Origin of the sequence: Acinetobacter sp. YH12211 (assembly GCF_013418015.1) — a bacterium.
In the GTDB taxonomy this organism is placed as follows: domain Bacteria; phylum Pseudomonadota; class Gammaproteobacteria; order Pseudomonadales; family Moraxellaceae; genus Acinetobacter; species Acinetobacter towneri.
This window is the reverse complement of the sequence record NZ_VPCW01000043.1, coordinates 1-13,708: the sequence shown is the minus strand read 5'-3', so window position 1 is coordinate 13,708 and position 13,708 is coordinate 1. Positions and strand designations below refer to the sequence as shown.

The following is a 13,708-nucleotide window of genomic DNA, read 5'->3' as shown; positions in this document are numbered from 1 at the left end:
GCAGGGTCTTGTGGTGGTGCGCCTTTGGAAATAATCAAACAATATATTCAGAATCAACAAGGTTGAAATTTGTGAAATTCACCTCCACCCTGACTGACGGGTGGAGTCCTCTTTCACTTGGAGATAGTTATTCATAGTTCATCTCCATGACATTGCTTTACTTTACGCAAGATTTGTTTTGCATGTGCTGATTTACCTGAATCGATAACATCCCAGCCGTTTTCAATCGCATATTCAATTGCTTCGCGAATATGTTTATTGGGATGTTTCTTCATATTTTCATTCTGCTTGATGATTTAATTATAATTTAGTGTTGACGATTGTTAACACTATACCATTATTTAAGTTAATTTACCTAAAACCACTCCAAAATCCTATCCGAGACTTCTTTCCCCCAAATCTGGTAAATTTCTTTACTTGGATGAAAACCATCTTTTGCCATTTCTAAATTCATGGATTGATATTTTCGAATATCATATTCAATCCACTGCATATCTTCTTGTTGTGCAATCATTTTTTCTAATTGTAAGTTCATTTGTTTTGCGTATTGTCCAAATAGCCAAGATAATGGATTGGGCAATGCGGGAAATAAATGCATTGGTGGAACCCCCGTAGCAATGATTAATTCAGGTTGGAATTTCGCTTGAATAAGTTGATAAAAATGTTGCTGTTGTTTAATCCAAGTCTGTGCCGACATTAAGCGTGTTACATCGTTGACACCAACAGAAGTAACCACAACATCATATTTTTGATTTACCAGTTTTTTCGTTTTTTGAATGACTTGTGAGGTAGTATCTCCAGACTGCGCCTCTAAACGCCAATGTACTTGGTACTGATGCTGCAAAGCAGAAATCACCGCACCTAAAAGCGCATCATTTTGATGTGCTACCCCAACGCCTGCAGCGGCAGAATCGCCTAAAATCAATAATGACAGCGTTTGCCCTTCCCCTGTAATACCTTCTCGTGCGCCTTCGGCTTCAGGCAATCGGATCTTGTTCTTTTTAACACGACTTCCCTGAATCACCAAAGCGGGAATTAAGGCAAGGGTTGCTGTTCTAAGCCACATCACATTTCACTCTTAAATACGAAAACCGAAAATACAAATTTTAAACCCAAACAAAAGTAGAGACTCAAATATAAAAATAGCATCGTGTCATTTAAAGTGATTGCATTCATCATCAGCTTTAAATTTCAGGATGCTATTCAAATACTATGATATCGCTGCTATTTAGCCGAGTTTATTGACCAATTTTAATGGTAAAACTTTCATAGCTAAGCCCAATGGCAACCATGGCCATTTAGGTACATAGGCTTTAATTGGCGCTTTTTCAATTTCTGCAGCAAGTAAGCGTGAACCTGTTTTTTCATCAACTTCAAAAGGCAGTTTTTTTGCACCTTCGTTGATTTCGGTACGAATATAACCAGGGAAAATAGTCGTAACTTGAATAGGTGTATCAATTAATTCTGCACGAATTCCTTCTGCTAAATGTGCTACTGCAGCTTTACTTGCACCGTAAGCAGTAAGATGTTTTGGCATACCACGAATGGCACTCATAGATGAAATCATCACCAAATGCCCTGAGTTTTGCTCACGGAAAATTTCAACCGCGGCTTCACACTGCGCCAAAGCTGAAATAAAGTTGGTTTCTACTGTGGCTTTGTTGATGGCAAAATTACCTTTACCAATGCGACGTCCTTCGCCCACGCCTGCATTGACAATAATGCGGTCAATTTGTCCAAAATCTTGTGTAAATTCACGAAACACCTGAAACACCTGATCATAATTGGTGACATCCAGCGTTTTTGCAATAACACGAATACCAAACTGGCTTTCCAGTTCTTGTTTCAGCGTTTCCAAACGCTCTAAACGTCGGGCGCAAATTGCAAGGTTATAACCCATTTGAGCAAATTCACGTGCCATACCCGCACCAATACCTGAACTTGCACCTGTAATTAGAATTGTTTTTGTCATGGTTTGATCCTTAAATCCAAGTCAATAAATTTGAGTTTTCAGCTTTAATAAAATGATGTTCATTCAAGCTTAACAGTTGTGGTTCACTGCCGACCAAACGTAAAGTGGTGATACTTGAGTTAGTAATTGCCCAGTTCAATGCAAAGGTTTTATTGGGCGTTAAGCCTAAAATTTTACCTGCAGCCACAGAAATCACACCACCAGAAGTAAATACCACAGCATATCGTGGTTGTTTTTGGGCTAAGTCATCACATAAATGCTGCAATGCATCTTCGACACGCTGTTTAAAATGCGGCCAAGATTCTTCATATTCATGGTGATATTCACCGCCCGTCCAGCGTTCTATCGCACCTTCAAAAATTTTTGCCAAATATGCACGAGGATTGACCTCTTTGGCGACATCTTCTTTCATCAATTCAGGTTGATTAAAACGCGGTTCATACTGCGCGAAAACCTGTTGATGATTAAACTCGTTCCATGCGCTGTCGGTATGAATTTCGACCTCAGGAAAACATTCTGCCAAAGCCAGTTGTGCAGTTTGCTGATGGCGCTGCATTGAACCAGCCACCACATAGGGTGCTTCTTTTAAAATGCGATCAAAATAACGTCCGAGCAATTTGGCTTGTAACTCACCATTAGGCGAAAGTTGATCATAACTTTCTGCCCCAAAAGATGCTTGCCCATGACGAATTAAATAAATGGTGGTCATTTCGGCATCAATTCCTTAAATTTGGCGATATATTTTTGTGCTAGTTCATTTGCTTCCAGTTTTTGTAAACCAATTAACTTTAAGGCACGAATATGCAAAGCATGAATGACAATCCAGAAATCCTTAAATGCAGGATTATTGGTTTGCTTGTGGAAATAACGATAATAAATTTGCTGGGCGATCACCGCTAAACGGAAAATTCCAAACACTTCATAGAATGTCCAGTTATCGGTGCTCAAGCCTGTTTTTTGCAAATAATAGTCCACCACTTGCTGACGTGTGAACATGCCTTTTAAGTGCGTTGGTTGACGACGGGTGGCTTTAAAAATTTGATTATCGGTATCTTCAACCCAATATGCCAAAGCCGAGCCTAAATCCATGAGTGGATCGCCCAGTGTTGCCATTTCCCAGTCCAAAACGCCAATCACTTGAGTCGGATGTTTCGGGTCTAAAATCACATTATCAAAACGCCAGTCGTTATGAATAATGCAGGTTTTTGAATCTACAGGAATATGGTCTAACAACCATTTACGCACATATTTAAAAGATGGCACGTTGATGGTATGTGCTTTGGCATAGCGTGCATCCCAACCTTCTACCTGACGTCGGCAATAACCATCACCTTTCCCTAATTTTTCTAGCTCAGTTCCTGCATAAGGTACTTGATGCAGCTCAATCAGTTTATCAATGACATTTACACAAAGTTCATGTACTTGAGTTTCGCTAAAATCAAGCTCTGGTGGCAATTTTGCACGTGGGATAATGCCTTCAATACGTTGCATCACGTAAAAATCGCAGCCAATTACAGCTTCATCCTGACACAACGCCACCATTTCAGGTAACACAGGATAAAACGGGGCTAAATTCTTTTGCACATGATATTCACGCGCCATGTCATGTGCAGATTTAGCTTTAGTACCTTTGGGCGGACGACGCAAAATTAAATCAGCATTGCTGTACTTAAGGCGATATGTCCAGTTCGATGCACCGCCTGAATATTGTGTGACTTCTACAGGTTCTACGACATCGACATTTTGTTGTTTTAACCATGCTGTCACTGCCTGAATATCGAGTTCTTCGCCTTCGCGTACTGTGCCGCCTACATCAATAACTGACATTATTTTTCCCTAATTTTCCAATTTTTTTAATCTAACATAGATTTTCTGTGTTCTCTTGAGATGTTTCGGCAATATCAGAAATATTGCCGAATACACTACCAAGCGACACAATAAAAAATTCGCAACTGACTTATTTTTTGCGGCTGCTACGATAACCACGTTTAGCCAACTCAAGTTTGGCAATCATGCCTTTGTGTACTTCGTCTGGTCCATCGGCAAGACGTAAACTACGCGCTTGGGCAAAGAAACCTGTCAACGGTGTATCTCTAGATACGCCTGCACCACCATGAATCTGCATCGCCATATCAACTACTTTTTCCAAGACACTTGGTGCAACCACTTTAATGGCAGAAATTTCGGTAAGTGCTGCCATATTGCCTAAAGTATCCATTTTATAGGCTGCATAGAGAGTTAATAAACGTGCTTGGTCAATCGCCACACGTGCTTCCGCTACACGCTCCAAATTGCCACCGAGTTTCAGAATTTCCTTGCCAAATGCGGTACGACTCATGCCACGGTCAATCATCAACTCCAAAGATTTTTCGGCTGCACCAATACAACGCATACAATGGTGAATACGCCCCGGACCTAAACGACCTTGTGCAATTTCAAAACCTTGTCCTGCACCGCCAATAAAGTTGGCAACAGGCACACGCACGTTATCAAAACTGACTTCGCCATGACCGTGTGGCGCGTCGTAATCACCAAATACAGGTAACATGCGTTGAATTTTAACGCCCGCAGTATCCACAGGGACTAAAACCATAGAGTGTTGATGATGACGGTCTTTGGTTTCATCGGGTGTATGCGCCATAAAAATAATAATTTTGGCATTTGGATCGCCCAAACCTGAAGACCACCATTTACGACCATTCAAGACAATTTCATCGCCGTCTACGACTGCTGTTGCCTGCATATTGGTCGCATCACTTGAAGCCACTGCAGGTTCAGTCATACAAAACACAGAACGAATTTTACCTTCAAGGAGCGGTGTCAGCCATTCTGCCTTTTGTGCTTCAGAACCATAGCGCCATAAAACTTCCATGTTGCCGCTGTCGGGTGCATTACAGTTAAATACGGTTGGCGCAATCAAACTGCGTCCACTCAACTCTGCAATGTGTGCATATTCTTGTACCGACAAACCTTGTCCTAATTCTGGACAAGGTAAAAACATATTCCATAAACCTGCAGCTTTGGCTTTGGCTTTTAATTGTTCTAATTGTGCTGGCCATTGCCATTTAGTCCAGTCACCACCCTGATTTAATTCGTGAACTTCTGCCCAGAATTCAGCTTCAATCGGCTCAATTTCTTTGGCAATAAAGGCTTTGGTACGTTCTATATAGTCTTTGGCGCGTGCAGATAGCTCAAACATGGTTCAAATCCCTTAAAATATTGTATTCATTGCTTTACAACACCTTAACTTGAAAAGTAATATGAACAAAATGATTTAATTCAATAAAACACTATGAATCATGTTCATAACAATGCAAAAGTTGATCTTACCGTTTTTCATCGTTTAGACATCAATTTATACCCGATGTTTGTTGCAATTTATGAGCAGCGCAGTATTTCCAAAGCTGCACAAATTTTGTGTATTAGCCAATCTGCCGCCAGTCATGCTTTGCAGCGTTTAAGACAACATTTACAAGATGATTTACTGGTGCGAAGTGGCAATAAAATGCTGCCTACGCCTTTTGCCGAGCAAATTTATCCGACTATTAAAAATGCCTTGTTGGCGATTCAAAGTATTGCAATACAGAAACAGCAATTTGAGCCGAATATGTTGCAATCGCTCAAAATTGCTATCCATGATGAAATTGAACCGATTATTTTTCCTAAATTGGTGGCGCATTTTCAAAAGTTGAACTTGGATATTAAATTTCTGAGCCACAAATTAGACCGCAAAACGGTTTTGGCAGATTTAGCAACACAACAAATTGATTTTGTAATTGATTTAGAACAAAACTTTGGCGATAAAATTCAGTTTCAATCCTTAGTTCAAGACCAATTTGTGGTCTGTAGTTCACAACAAGAAATGAATACTGCACTTTATTTATCTTCTGCACATATTGGGGTTTCATCACGGCGTACAGGTATGTTGTTAGAAGATATTTATTTGCATCAAAAGCAATTATCACGGCAGGTTTTTTTACGTTGTCAGCATTATTCTACGGCGTTACAGATTTTACAGCAGCATCCTCAAGCGATACTGACTATTCCAAAAATGATTTTAAAGCATTTAAATATGAGCCAAAAATTGAATATTTTTGATGTGCCTGTAGACTTGCCCTTAATTAATATGGGGATGTATTGGCATAAAGATTTACAGGAAAATTCAAGACATTTTTTTTTAAGAGAGGAAATTTCTAAAATTTTTGCTTAGGCTATTTGGGGTTGATCTGGATTCGCAAGTGGTTGCTAATCGTCTTGTATGATTCTATAAAAAATAAAAGCCGCCGAGGCAGCTTTTTAATATGGGTTTGTTCTTAAAACTTCGCTTCCAAAACTTTTGTAGATACTTTGCCTTTCCATAAATCACGCAAAATTGGCAAATAGAACTTTTCACCTACTTCTACCAATTCTGCATCAATTAAGGCATGTATTTCATGCATAAATAAATAATCTAGCTCTACAGTTTGTAATTGTTGTTGGGCTTTGGCGAAGTCTTTACGTTTTTGTTGGGCTTGTTTCACCAATTGATCTGCAAATGTCTTGCCTTTGAACTGACTGAGCGCATTTAAACGTAATTCAATTACGCCCCACCCACTGAGCAACAACTTAAATAATTCTAAATCTGCAGTGGTCGATTCCCACGTCATTTCTTCCAGATTTTCATTTTCAGGCAATACAGGTAGTAAAAGCTCCATTACACTTGGAAAAATCTTTTTAAAATTCAAGATAAATTTAACAGGCTGCTCACCCGGGTAATCTTTAAATTGCACGTGTTGCTGAACATCTGTTAAATAAATTGAGAGCATTGAAAATTTCCGTAGTTAAGATATTGAGTTGCTTATAAAAAAATTAAATTTTGCAAAATAAATGCAAAACTTTAGCAAAACAGTATTTTGAAGTATTGCGTATTCTAGCAATTATGGCAGCTTAATCAATGTAAGTTGAATAAGGAACGGACATAAAAGAAAGCATCTAAAAGTGGTTAATGCGACTAAATGACGGGTTTTGAACTATTACATTTAGATAGCACCTTGTAGCAGCCTATTCTGCCGTTATGCAAATTATGTCTTTACACCAACACATAAATTTAAAATCGTATTAGGATGAATTACCCCTCTACATTCAAATTAGGTGCAATAGAAAACCCAGCATTTAGGCTGGGTTTAGTATATTTTACTTGATTAATGCAACGCCATTTCCGCGCTTTTAGCTAAGAATGCCGAACGGCTTAAATGTTGTTTTTTTGCAACAGCATCAATACGTTTCACTAAAGCTTCTGGCATGCTGATATTAATACGAATAGACTTTGTATTTACTTTTGTTGTATCAATATCAACTAACAACCAAAACCCCCCCTCAAATCGCTCATCACCTAACCATTGCTCTGGGCTTGATGGTTCTGGTAACGGAATATCTTCACCATCAAAGTGAACTTCAACCGCTTCCTGTGCCATGCGCTGAATATCTTGCATCTCATCTGCTGCGCTAAAGCATCCATCAAAGTCAGGAAAGGTTAAACCGTATGCGCTATCTTCATCTTTGTGAACATATACTGGATATAACATTTTTACCTCCACTCCCAACCAGCCTGTTTATATATATTGCGTAGAGTTCCTATTGGCATATCTTTACGTGGATGTGGTACCACAACATGTCCAGGCTTTTCAGGATGCTTATACTTTTCATGGTCGCCTTTACCACCCACTTTGTACCAGCCTTCCTGCTCAAGACGCTTAATAATGTCTTTGCTGTTCATTGTGTAATTATACACAACATAATTTTAATAAGAAAGAATACTTCAAAGTTTCACTGATTTTTATAAACAAAGTCTGTGTTTATCTGTCATCTTGAGCAGACAAACACAGACCTCTCAATTTACTTAAAACTGACTATTTGGTATTCGGAGCAATCATCTGTTCAGGACGTACCACTTCATCAAACTGCTCTGCTGTGACCAAATTCAGCTCTACTGCAACTTGCTTTAAGGTTTTATTTTCCTTATAAGCTGTTTTTGCCACCTCCGCTGCATTCTCATAACCAATTACAGGATTCAAAGCGGTCACTAACATGAGTGAATCATGCAAAAAGTGATCTATTTTTTCACGGTTTGCTTGAATGCCAACGGCACAATGCTCATTAAAGCTATTGCAGGCATCACCCAAGAGTTGAATAGATTGCAATAAGTTATATGCGATCACTGGCATAAATACATTCAGCTCAAAATTGCCCGATGCACCTGCCACGTTAATCGTGGTGTCATTGCCCAATACCTGTGCAACTACCATGGTCATCGCTTCGCTTTGTGTTGGATTAACCTTACCCGGCATAATACTTGAACCAGGTTCATTTTCTGGAATACGCAACTCACCAAAACCACAACGCGGGCCACTGGCTAACCAGCGAATATCATTCGCAATTTTATTTAAACTCACCGCCAAAGTTTTTAATGCACCCGAAGCAAATACTGCAGCATCACGCCCTGCCAAAGCCTCAAACTTATTTGGTGCAGTCACAAAAGCTAAGCCTGTAAGCTGTGCCAATTGCTCCGCTGCCTGTACCGCATAATCAGGATGTGCATTTAAGCCTGTACCGACTGCTGTACCACCAAGCGGCAACTCATACAAGCCTGTTAAAGCCTGTTCCAAACGCTTTAAACTATGATCTAATTGAGATACATAGCCACTAAATTCCTGCCCTAAAGTTAATGGTGTCGCATCTTGTAAATGTGTACGTCCAATTTTGACAATTTCAGAAAATTCTTCACTTTTCGCATGCAACGTATCGCGCAAACTCTTTACTGCAGGAATGAGCAGTTCATTAATTTGCAAACTCGCTGCCACATGAATTGCAGTTGGAAAAGAATCATTGGTCGATTGGGCGCGGTTGACATGATCATTCGGATGTACAGGCTTTTGTGCACCTAAAGGATTCCCCAGTTTTTGATTGGCGATATTGGCAATCACTTCATTACAGTTCATGTTACTTTGCGTACCCGAACCTGTTTGCCACACCACCAAAGGAAATTGACTGTCCCACTGCCCTGCAATGACTTCATCTGCTGCACCGACAATGTACTGCGCCAACTCTTGAGGGATTTGCCCTAAGTTTGCATTGGTTATTGCCGCAGCTTTTTTAACCAAACCCATAGCGCGAATCATGGCGCGTGGTAAACGCTCATTGCCGATTTTAAAATTTTGTAAGCTGCGCTGAGTTTGTGCGCCCCAAAGCGCGTCATTCGGAACTTCAACCTCACCCATGGTGTCATGTTCAATACGTGTTTGCATGTTCAGCCTCATTCCTTCGTGATTTCAATGATGTCATGTGCTCTTATCTCGATCTTATAAAAAACAGACAGCCTAGTAAATGATAATTATTATCAATAATTCCGTTGCATTGTATCTGTTTCAGCTATGAGGCTTCGTGAATCGCATCTCAACGAATTTTATAGCGCTTACTTTTAATGCTTAAGCGTATTTTGATAAAAACGCCATTCATCCTCTAGCATTTTTTCCAGACTACGTTTTGGCTGCCAGTGTAAATACTGTTGTGCTTTATCTACGACTGCACCCAACTGATCCAACTCAGGATATTCATAATGAATTGCAGGAACTGTAGCAATCTCAGTGTCAGTCACTTCACTAATACGTGCAAGTAATTGCTGAATTGAAACCACTTCTCCTGCAATATTAAAGGCTTCACAGCTATGTGTTTGCTGAAATAACCAATGCAGACTTGCGATTACGGCTTCACAGGCATCGAGTACGTGTACAAAGCTGCGTTCTGCGGTTTGATCTGCAGTATTGGCTTGCTGACGTAGCTCAATCGCTTCACGCTGCTGTACTGCGACTTGCATCGCCAAAGGAATAATATTTTTAGGTAATGGAGCAACGACTTCGCCTAAAATACCGTGTTCAAACGCGCCAGCAATATTACTCAAGCGCAAAATAGCGATATTCCATTCATTGTCGGTTCTAAAAGTATCTTGGATGATTTCTTCAACCATCTGCTGAGATTTTACATACGGATTGGCATAGGTGTAATTAAAGCTCTGGCTTTCTTCCAGATTCAATCCTGACTTGCCATAGACCGCTATACTTGAAAGATGCACTAAACGACGCACACCTGTACGTTGCATGGAACGCAATAAACTCATAATACAACTGACGTTATCGTTATAATATTCCAGTGGTTTAAGCACCGATTCTTCTAAAGATTTAAACCCTGCACAATGCACCACCGCAATAATCGAATATTGTTCAAAAACTTTGTTCAGCGCAGGCGTATTTCTTACATCCAGTTTGGCAAAAGGCACATAACGCCCTGCAATATATTCAAGTCGCTCTAAAGTCTGCATACTTGCATTGGATAAATTATCTACAATAATGACCTCTTGCCCTTGAGCCATTAGGCTTAATGCAATGTGTGAGCCTATAAAGCCTAAACCACCAGTCACTAAAATCATTTATACTACCTTTTTTTATAAAGTCTGAATGCGCCTTGGCACATTGCATTAGTGAATTTTGATGAGCACCTTATTACTAATAACCTCCGCACCAACCTCTATTCATGCATGGCATGCACTCGGTCTTGCTCAAGCCTTACAACAGAAAAATGAGGCTTTTCGTGTGTTTTTTTATCAAGATGGCGTTGCTGTAGCGAATGAGTTGCAATGGGTACCCGATGATCAACGCAACCTCAAAACAGAATGGCAAAAATTGTCTATTCGTTTACCCGTATGTGTAAGTGCCGCACTGGCACGTGGTATTAGCGATGCAGACAATGCCAAACGCCATCAACTGAGCCAACACAATTTAGCCGCAGGCTTTGAATTGGTTGGCTTGGGCGAACTGGCCGATGCAGTGCAAAGCACAGAACGCCTGATTCAATTTTAAGCGATTCATTTTGTAAATCTGTTGCATTTAAAAGGTAAATTGTGTGAAAACTGTACTCGTGGTTTTACGTCAGGCCAATTTAAACAGCTTACAAGTGCATGAAAGCTTGTCTGCAACAATGGTACTGGCAACTTTTGGTTGTGAAGTCAAAGTGTTATTACAAGATGCGGCATTAAGCCTATTACAGTCGGAACTGGCATTTGATTCACTAAAACATGCTTTTAAAGTGGCATCCAATTTGGTCGATAGCTTTGAGTTTTATGACCTCAGCCCAATTTTGATTGAAAATAAACATGCTAACTCGCCGTTTATCAAAAATACGGTACATGAAATTGAATGGGTGGAACTGAATCGGGAGCTGATTCAAACCTTTGATCGAGTTTTATATTGGTAGGTTGATCGGTGGTTTAACAATCTGATTGATCATTTGACCATATCTAAACATCTAAAGAGAAAAGCATGTCTGACGCAAATTTATATTTAATCCAAGCGAGCTTTGATAGCACCGCAACAATTTTAGCAGAGCTAAATGCCTTGTATGCTCCGCAAGACAGCGTTGTACTTATGGGTGATGCGGTATTGCATCAGCAACATCCACTCTGTGCCCAGCTAGACAAAATATATGTACTGGAAAATGATGCAGAAATATTGAATGGTCATTTGGCGGAAAATGTACAGCCGATTAATTATGCAGCTTTTGCAACGCTGTGTTTAGCACATCAGCGCTGTATCAGCTTAAAATAGCAAGCCGTAATGATATGAAACCAATGCAAAGCATTTTTAAGGGTGAATGAAACAAGAGATGACACTAGAATTAGATCAAGATGGACATTTGCTGGATTACACTGTCTGGAATGAACAAGTGGCGCAAGAATTGGCGCAAAGTTTAGAGCTTGAACTCACAGCTTGGCATTTTGAAGTTTTGCACGCTGTACGCCAATTTTATCAGCAATTTGGACACTCACCTGCAACCCGTCCTTTAATCAAATTTTTAATGAAAACTGTAAGCCCAGAGATTAACAACGCTGTTTTGCAGGAAAAATTTAATACAGGTTTGGTGGCACGGCATTTAAGTCGTTTAGCGGGTATTCCTAAACCAGCCAACTGCTTATAGACAAACTGTTGCTGATTAATACAGCACTGATTTAGGCTTGTTTTAAATTCTGCTGTGCTTGGATGTACTGATAATACACTGGGGTAAAATGTGGTTTTACTTGCTTGGCATGCAGTTCTTCACCACATTCCGAACATACTACGACAGGTTGAAACGTCTTAGCACAATTTTTATGGATGTATTCCACAGGCTTACCTAAACCTTGATCCATCCATTTATCTGCCCAATTTGCCATAGACAGCATTAAGGGATAAAGCTCCAAGCCCTTCTCTGTCAATTTATATTCAAAACGTTCTTGGCGCTCTACATAAGGCACTTTGACTAAAATTTCATGTTCCACCAAACGCTTTAAACGATCTGACAATACATGCCGCGTTACGCCCAAATGTTGTTGAAAATCATCAAAGCGACGCATGCCCATAAAGGCATTACGAATAATCAGCATCGTCCAACGGTCACCAATCACCGACAAGGTTCGTGCAATCGAACAAGGCTGCTCGCCAATTTCATCCCATTTCATCTATGTCGCCTATCCCTCAGTTCACTACCTGCAAGTTAAAAGATTCTACAGTCTTTGCAAAGTCAGTTTTGCATGAAAATTGATAAAAAATGAAGTATGACTTCACAATCTGCTTAAAAGGGATCCCCAGTTTTGGGGTTTTATATGTCTGCATCTTCAATCTTCAGATTTGCTATTCACTTATAAGGCAGATCACACTATTTAGATGTAGCTCCTGCACAAAAAACTTGTTCAGTCATACCTGAAGCCGTGAAACTGTTGTGCTGCTGCTCTAAATAACGCCTTGCCACCATTAACATCACAGGTGCAGGATACAAGTTTGGATTGTGCTCGGAAATTTCAGCAATATTTTTATAGGCGTGATAGCGTGCACAAAATGCCTGTTTTTGTTGTTCTGCCGTTGCTTGGCTAGCTGGGTCATCCAGTATTTTTTTGCTGTCATTCACAATTTGCGTGTATTGATTTAACAAATATTGATATTGCGTTTGGGTCAATCCATCGACTGCGTGTTGGATTGTAATAGGCATCGATGATGCTTCAAGTGCCAACTGCTGCGCTTGAATACCTTGTGCCATTACGCTCAGACTTTGCAGTCCAAGCATAATGCTCACCGATATTTTTGCCATGTTCGACATGCGCATAGGCTTAAGACTCATCGCCTTCTTTCCAGACATCTTCATAGTCATCAGCATCAATCATAAAGCGGTAGCCTTGTTCTAAAGCCAAGTATGGAAGCACATCGGGCAAAATATCTTGTAGCTCGCGTACAGGCATGGTTTCAAAGTTCACGTCATCTTCACCCAATTCACCGCCATAAATGTACCACGCGACTTTTTCTTCACCTTCTGGCGCTTTACGCAAGCCCACAAGTGGATCTTTATTTAAGGTCTGGACTGCAACTGCGACAACATCATCGCCACTCACAGCAATATAGGCTGAACCAAATTCTTCACAGAGCAGTTTTTGTTCTTCTATCAACTCTGCCAAGGCTGAGTTTTTTTGCTTTTGCTGTGGTTTAGACATGACAATTCTCTAAGATAAGCTGTGAGTATTCTAACGAGATTGTACAGATAGAAAATCTTTATTTTTATCCACTGGAGCGAAAAACCTCGTGGTTCAGCACGAGGATATAAGCGACTGGAGTAAACCATATGAACGACACGAAATGTCGTTTTAAATACTTGTACTATAGTCACTATTAAGAAAAATAC

19 protein-coding genes are annotated in these 13,708 nt (G+C 40.1%); 5 read left to right on the top strand and 14 right to left on the bottom strand.

Features of this window, described 5'->3' with window-relative positions; translation table 11 throughout:
* Positions 1 to 131: 131 nt before the first annotated feature.
* The 6 genes from FTU98_RS13060 to FTU98_RS13035 form a co-directional block, all read right to left on the bottom strand.
* Positions 132 to 275: a hypothetical protein gene (locus FTU98_RS13060; RefSeq protein ID WP_179988972.1), complete on the bottom strand. Its 144-nt coding sequence runs from the start codon at positions 273 to 275 to the stop codon at positions 132 to 134.
* 80 nt (positions 276 to 355) lie between these two features.
* Positions 356 to 1,066: an SGNH/GDSL hydrolase family protein gene (locus FTU98_RS13055; RefSeq protein WP_179988985.1), complete on the bottom strand. Its 711-nt coding sequence runs from the start codon at positions 1,064 to 1,066 to the stop codon at positions 356 to 358.
* 162 nt (positions 1,067 to 1,228) lie between these two features.
* Complete coding sequence (locus tag FTU98_RS13050; protein WP_180051525.1) at positions 1,229 to 1,972, bottom strand: SDR family oxidoreductase; 744 nt, start codon at positions 1,970 to 1,972, stop codon at positions 1,229 to 1,231.
* A 10-nt stretch (positions 1,973 to 1,982) separates the two neighbouring features.
* Complete coding sequence (locus FTU98_RS13045) at positions 1,983 to 2,681, bottom strand: histidine phosphatase family protein (protein ID WP_004973573.1); 699 nt, start codon at positions 2,679 to 2,681, stop codon at positions 1,983 to 1,985.
* Positions 2,678 to 3,799: a phosphotransferase family protein gene (locus tag FTU98_RS13040; RefSeq protein WP_179994188.1), complete on the bottom strand. Its 1,122-nt coding sequence runs from the start codon at positions 3,797 to 3,799 to the stop codon at positions 2,678 to 2,680. Before FTU98_RS13040 ends, FTU98_RS13045 begins: the two co-directional genes overlap by 4 nt.
* Before the next feature lie 130 nt (positions 3,800 to 3,929).
* The gene (locus tag FTU98_RS13035; RefSeq protein WP_004973568.1) at positions 3,930 to 5,171 is read right to left on the bottom strand and encodes an acyl-CoA dehydrogenase family protein; all 1,242 of its coding nucleotides are present in this window, start codon (positions 5,169 to 5,171) and stop codon (positions 3,930 to 3,932) included.
* Positions 5,172 to 5,264: 93 nt separating this feature from the next.
* Here FTU98_RS13035 and FTU98_RS13030 point away from each other — a divergent pair, with 93 nt between their 5' ends.
* Entirely contained in the window at positions 5,265 to 6,182 is a 918-nt protein-coding gene (locus FTU98_RS13030) for a LysR family transcriptional regulator (RefSeq protein ID WP_180051524.1), read from the top strand.
* A gap of 103 nt (positions 6,183 to 6,285) precedes the next feature.
* On the opposite strand, the gene FTU98_RS13025 is transcribed toward FTU98_RS13030, so the two are convergent.
* The 5 genes from FTU98_RS13025 to FTU98_RS13005 all read right to left on the bottom strand — a co-directional run bounded on the left by FTU98_RS13025 (position 6,286) and on the right by FTU98_RS13005 (position 10,433).
* Complete coding sequence (locus FTU98_RS13025) at positions 6,286 to 6,777, bottom strand: hypothetical protein (protein WP_179995486.1); 492 nt, start codon at positions 6,775 to 6,777, stop codon at positions 6,286 to 6,288.
* Positions 6,778 to 7,152: 375 nt separating this feature from the next.
* Entirely contained in the window at positions 7,153 to 7,536 is a 384-nt protein-coding gene (locus tag FTU98_RS13020) for a type II toxin-antitoxin system HicB family antitoxin (RefSeq protein WP_004973564.1), read from the bottom strand.
* 2 nt (positions 7,537 to 7,538) lie between these two features.
* Positions 7,539 to 7,727, bottom strand: coding sequence for a type II toxin-antitoxin system HicA family toxin (locus FTU98_RS13015; RefSeq protein ID WP_004973562.1), 189 nt, complete (start codon positions 7,725 to 7,727; stop codon positions 7,539 to 7,541).
* Between the two features lie 133 nt (positions 7,728 to 7,860).
* Positions 7,861 to 9,255: a class II fumarate hydratase gene (gene fumC, locus FTU98_RS13010; protein ID WP_180051523.1), complete on the bottom strand. Its 1,395-nt coding sequence runs from the start codon at positions 9,253 to 9,255 to the stop codon at positions 7,861 to 7,863.
* 173 nt (positions 9,256 to 9,428) lie between these two features.
* On the bottom strand, positions 9,429 to 10,433 hold the full coding sequence (locus FTU98_RS13005) for an SDR family NAD(P)-dependent oxidoreductase (protein WP_180051522.1): 1,005 nt from the start codon (positions 10,431 to 10,433) through the stop codon (positions 9,429 to 9,431).
* Positions 10,434 to 10,494: 61 nt separating this feature from the next.
* On the opposite strand from FTU98_RS13005, the gene tusD reads away from it, so the two are divergent.
* The 4 genes from tusD (at position 10,495) to FTU98_RS12985 (ending at position 11,977) form a co-directional block, all read left to right on the top strand.
* Positions 10,495 to 10,863 (top strand): sulfurtransferase complex subunit TusD, encoded by a 369-nt coding sequence (tusD, locus tag FTU98_RS13000; RefSeq protein ID WP_154320742.1) that lies wholly within the window; start codon positions 10,495 to 10,497, stop codon positions 10,861 to 10,863.
* A gap of 43 nt (positions 10,864 to 10,906) precedes the next feature.
* On the top strand, positions 10,907 to 11,257 hold the full coding sequence (locus tag FTU98_RS12995) for a hypothetical protein (RefSeq protein WP_004973555.1): 351 nt from the start codon (positions 10,907 to 10,909) through the stop codon (positions 11,255 to 11,257).
* 65 nt (positions 11,258 to 11,322) lie between these two features.
* Positions 11,323 to 11,607, top strand: a complete 285-nt coding sequence (locus tag FTU98_RS12990) for a DsrH/TusB family sulfur metabolism protein (RefSeq protein WP_004973553.1) — start codon at positions 11,323 to 11,325, stop codon at positions 11,605 to 11,607.
* A gap of 58 nt (positions 11,608 to 11,665) precedes the next feature.
* A complete protein-coding gene (locus tag FTU98_RS12985; protein WP_026438386.1) occupies positions 11,666 to 11,977 on the top strand; it encodes a TusE/DsrC/DsvC family sulfur relay protein in 312 nt (103 codons plus the stop codon).
* A gap of 31 nt (positions 11,978 to 12,008) precedes the next feature.
* Here FTU98_RS12985 and FTU98_RS12980 read toward each other — a convergent pair whose 3' ends face one another.
* From FTU98_RS12980 to FTU98_RS12970, 3 genes are all read right to left on the bottom strand, one after another.
* Positions 12,009 to 12,497 carry a helix-turn-helix domain-containing protein gene (locus FTU98_RS12980; RefSeq protein ID WP_004973550.1) on the bottom strand — a complete coding sequence of 163 codons (489 nt, stop codon included), beginning with the start codon at positions 12,495 to 12,497 and terminating at the stop codon, positions 12,009 to 12,011.
* 197 nt (positions 12,498 to 12,694) lie between these two features.
* Positions 12,695 to 13,153, bottom strand: a complete 459-nt coding sequence (locus FTU98_RS12975; RefSeq protein WP_225530225.1) for a hypothetical protein — start codon at positions 13,151 to 13,153, stop codon at positions 12,695 to 12,697.
* Entirely contained in the window at positions 13,143 to 13,520 is a 378-nt protein-coding gene (locus FTU98_RS12970; RefSeq protein ID WP_004973545.1) for a hypothetical protein, read from the bottom strand. Before FTU98_RS12970 ends, FTU98_RS12975 begins: the two co-directional genes overlap by 11 nt.
* Between the last annotated feature and the right edge of the window lie 188 nt (positions 13,521 to 13,708).

Excerpts from the sequence above, each read along its gene's own strand:
- FTU98_RS13060 (WP_179988972.1), bottom strand. The coding sequence starts at position 275 with ATGAAGAAACATCCCAATAAACATATTCGCGAAGCAATTGAATATGCG.
- FTU98_RS13055 (WP_179988985.1), bottom strand. The coding sequence starts at position 1,066 with ATGTGGCTTAGAACAGCAACCCTTGCCTTAATTCCCGCTTTGGTGATT.
- FTU98_RS13050 (WP_180051525.1), bottom strand. The coding sequence starts at position 1,972 with ATGACAAAAACAATTCTAATTACAGGTGCAAGTTCAGGTATTGGTGCG.
- FTU98_RS13045 (WP_004973573.1), bottom strand. The coding sequence starts at position 2,681 with ATGACCACCATTTATTTAATTCGTCATGGGCAAGCATCTTTTGGGGCA.
- FTU98_RS13040 (WP_179994188.1), bottom strand. The coding sequence starts at position 3,799 with ATGTCAGTTATTGATGTAGGCGGCACAGTACGCGAAGGCGAAGAACTC.
- FTU98_RS13035 (WP_004973568.1), bottom strand. The coding sequence starts at position 5,171 with ATGTTTGAGCTATCTGCACGCGCCAAAGACTATATAGAACGTACCAAA.
- FTU98_RS13030 (WP_180051524.1), top strand. The coding sequence starts at position 5,265 with ATGAATCATGTTCATAACAATGCAAAAGTTGATCTTACCGTTTTTCAT.
- FTU98_RS13025 (WP_179995486.1), bottom strand. The coding sequence starts at position 6,777 with ATGCTCTCAATTTATTTAACAGATGTTCAGCAACACGTGCAATTTAAA.
- FTU98_RS13020 (WP_004973564.1), bottom strand. The coding sequence starts at position 7,536 with ATGTTATATCCAGTATATGTTCACAAAGATGAAGATAGCGCATACGGT.
- FTU98_RS13015 (WP_004973562.1), bottom strand. The coding sequence starts at position 7,727 with ATGAACAGCAAAGACATTATTAAGCGTCTTGAGCAGGAAGGCTGGTAC.
- fumC (WP_180051523.1), bottom strand. The coding sequence starts at position 9,255 with ATGCAAACACGTATTGAACATGACACCATGGGTGAGGTTGAAGTTCCG.
- FTU98_RS13005 (WP_180051522.1), bottom strand. The coding sequence starts at position 10,433 with ATGATTTTAGTGACTGGTGGTTTAGGCTTTATAGGCTCACACATTGCA.
- tusD (WP_154320742.1), top strand. The coding sequence starts at position 10,495 with ATGAGCACCTTATTACTAATAACCTCCGCACCAACCTCTATTCATGCA.
- FTU98_RS12990 (WP_004973553.1), top strand. The coding sequence starts at position 11,323 with ATGTCTGACGCAAATTTATATTTAATCCAAGCGAGCTTTGATAGCACC.
- FTU98_RS12985 (WP_026438386.1), top strand. The coding sequence starts at position 11,666 with ATGACACTAGAATTAGATCAAGATGGACATTTGCTGGATTACACTGTC.
- FTU98_RS12980 (WP_004973550.1), bottom strand. The coding sequence starts at position 12,497 with ATGAAATGGGATGAAATTGGCGAGCAGCCTTGTTCGATTGCACGAACC.
- FTU98_RS12975 (WP_225530225.1), bottom strand. The coding sequence starts at position 13,153 with ATGAGTCTTAAGCCTATGCGCATGTCGAACATGGCAAAAATATCGGTG.
- FTU98_RS12970 (WP_004973545.1), bottom strand. The coding sequence starts at position 13,520 with ATGTCTAAACCACAGCAAAAGCAAAAAAACTCAGCCTTGGCAGAGTTG.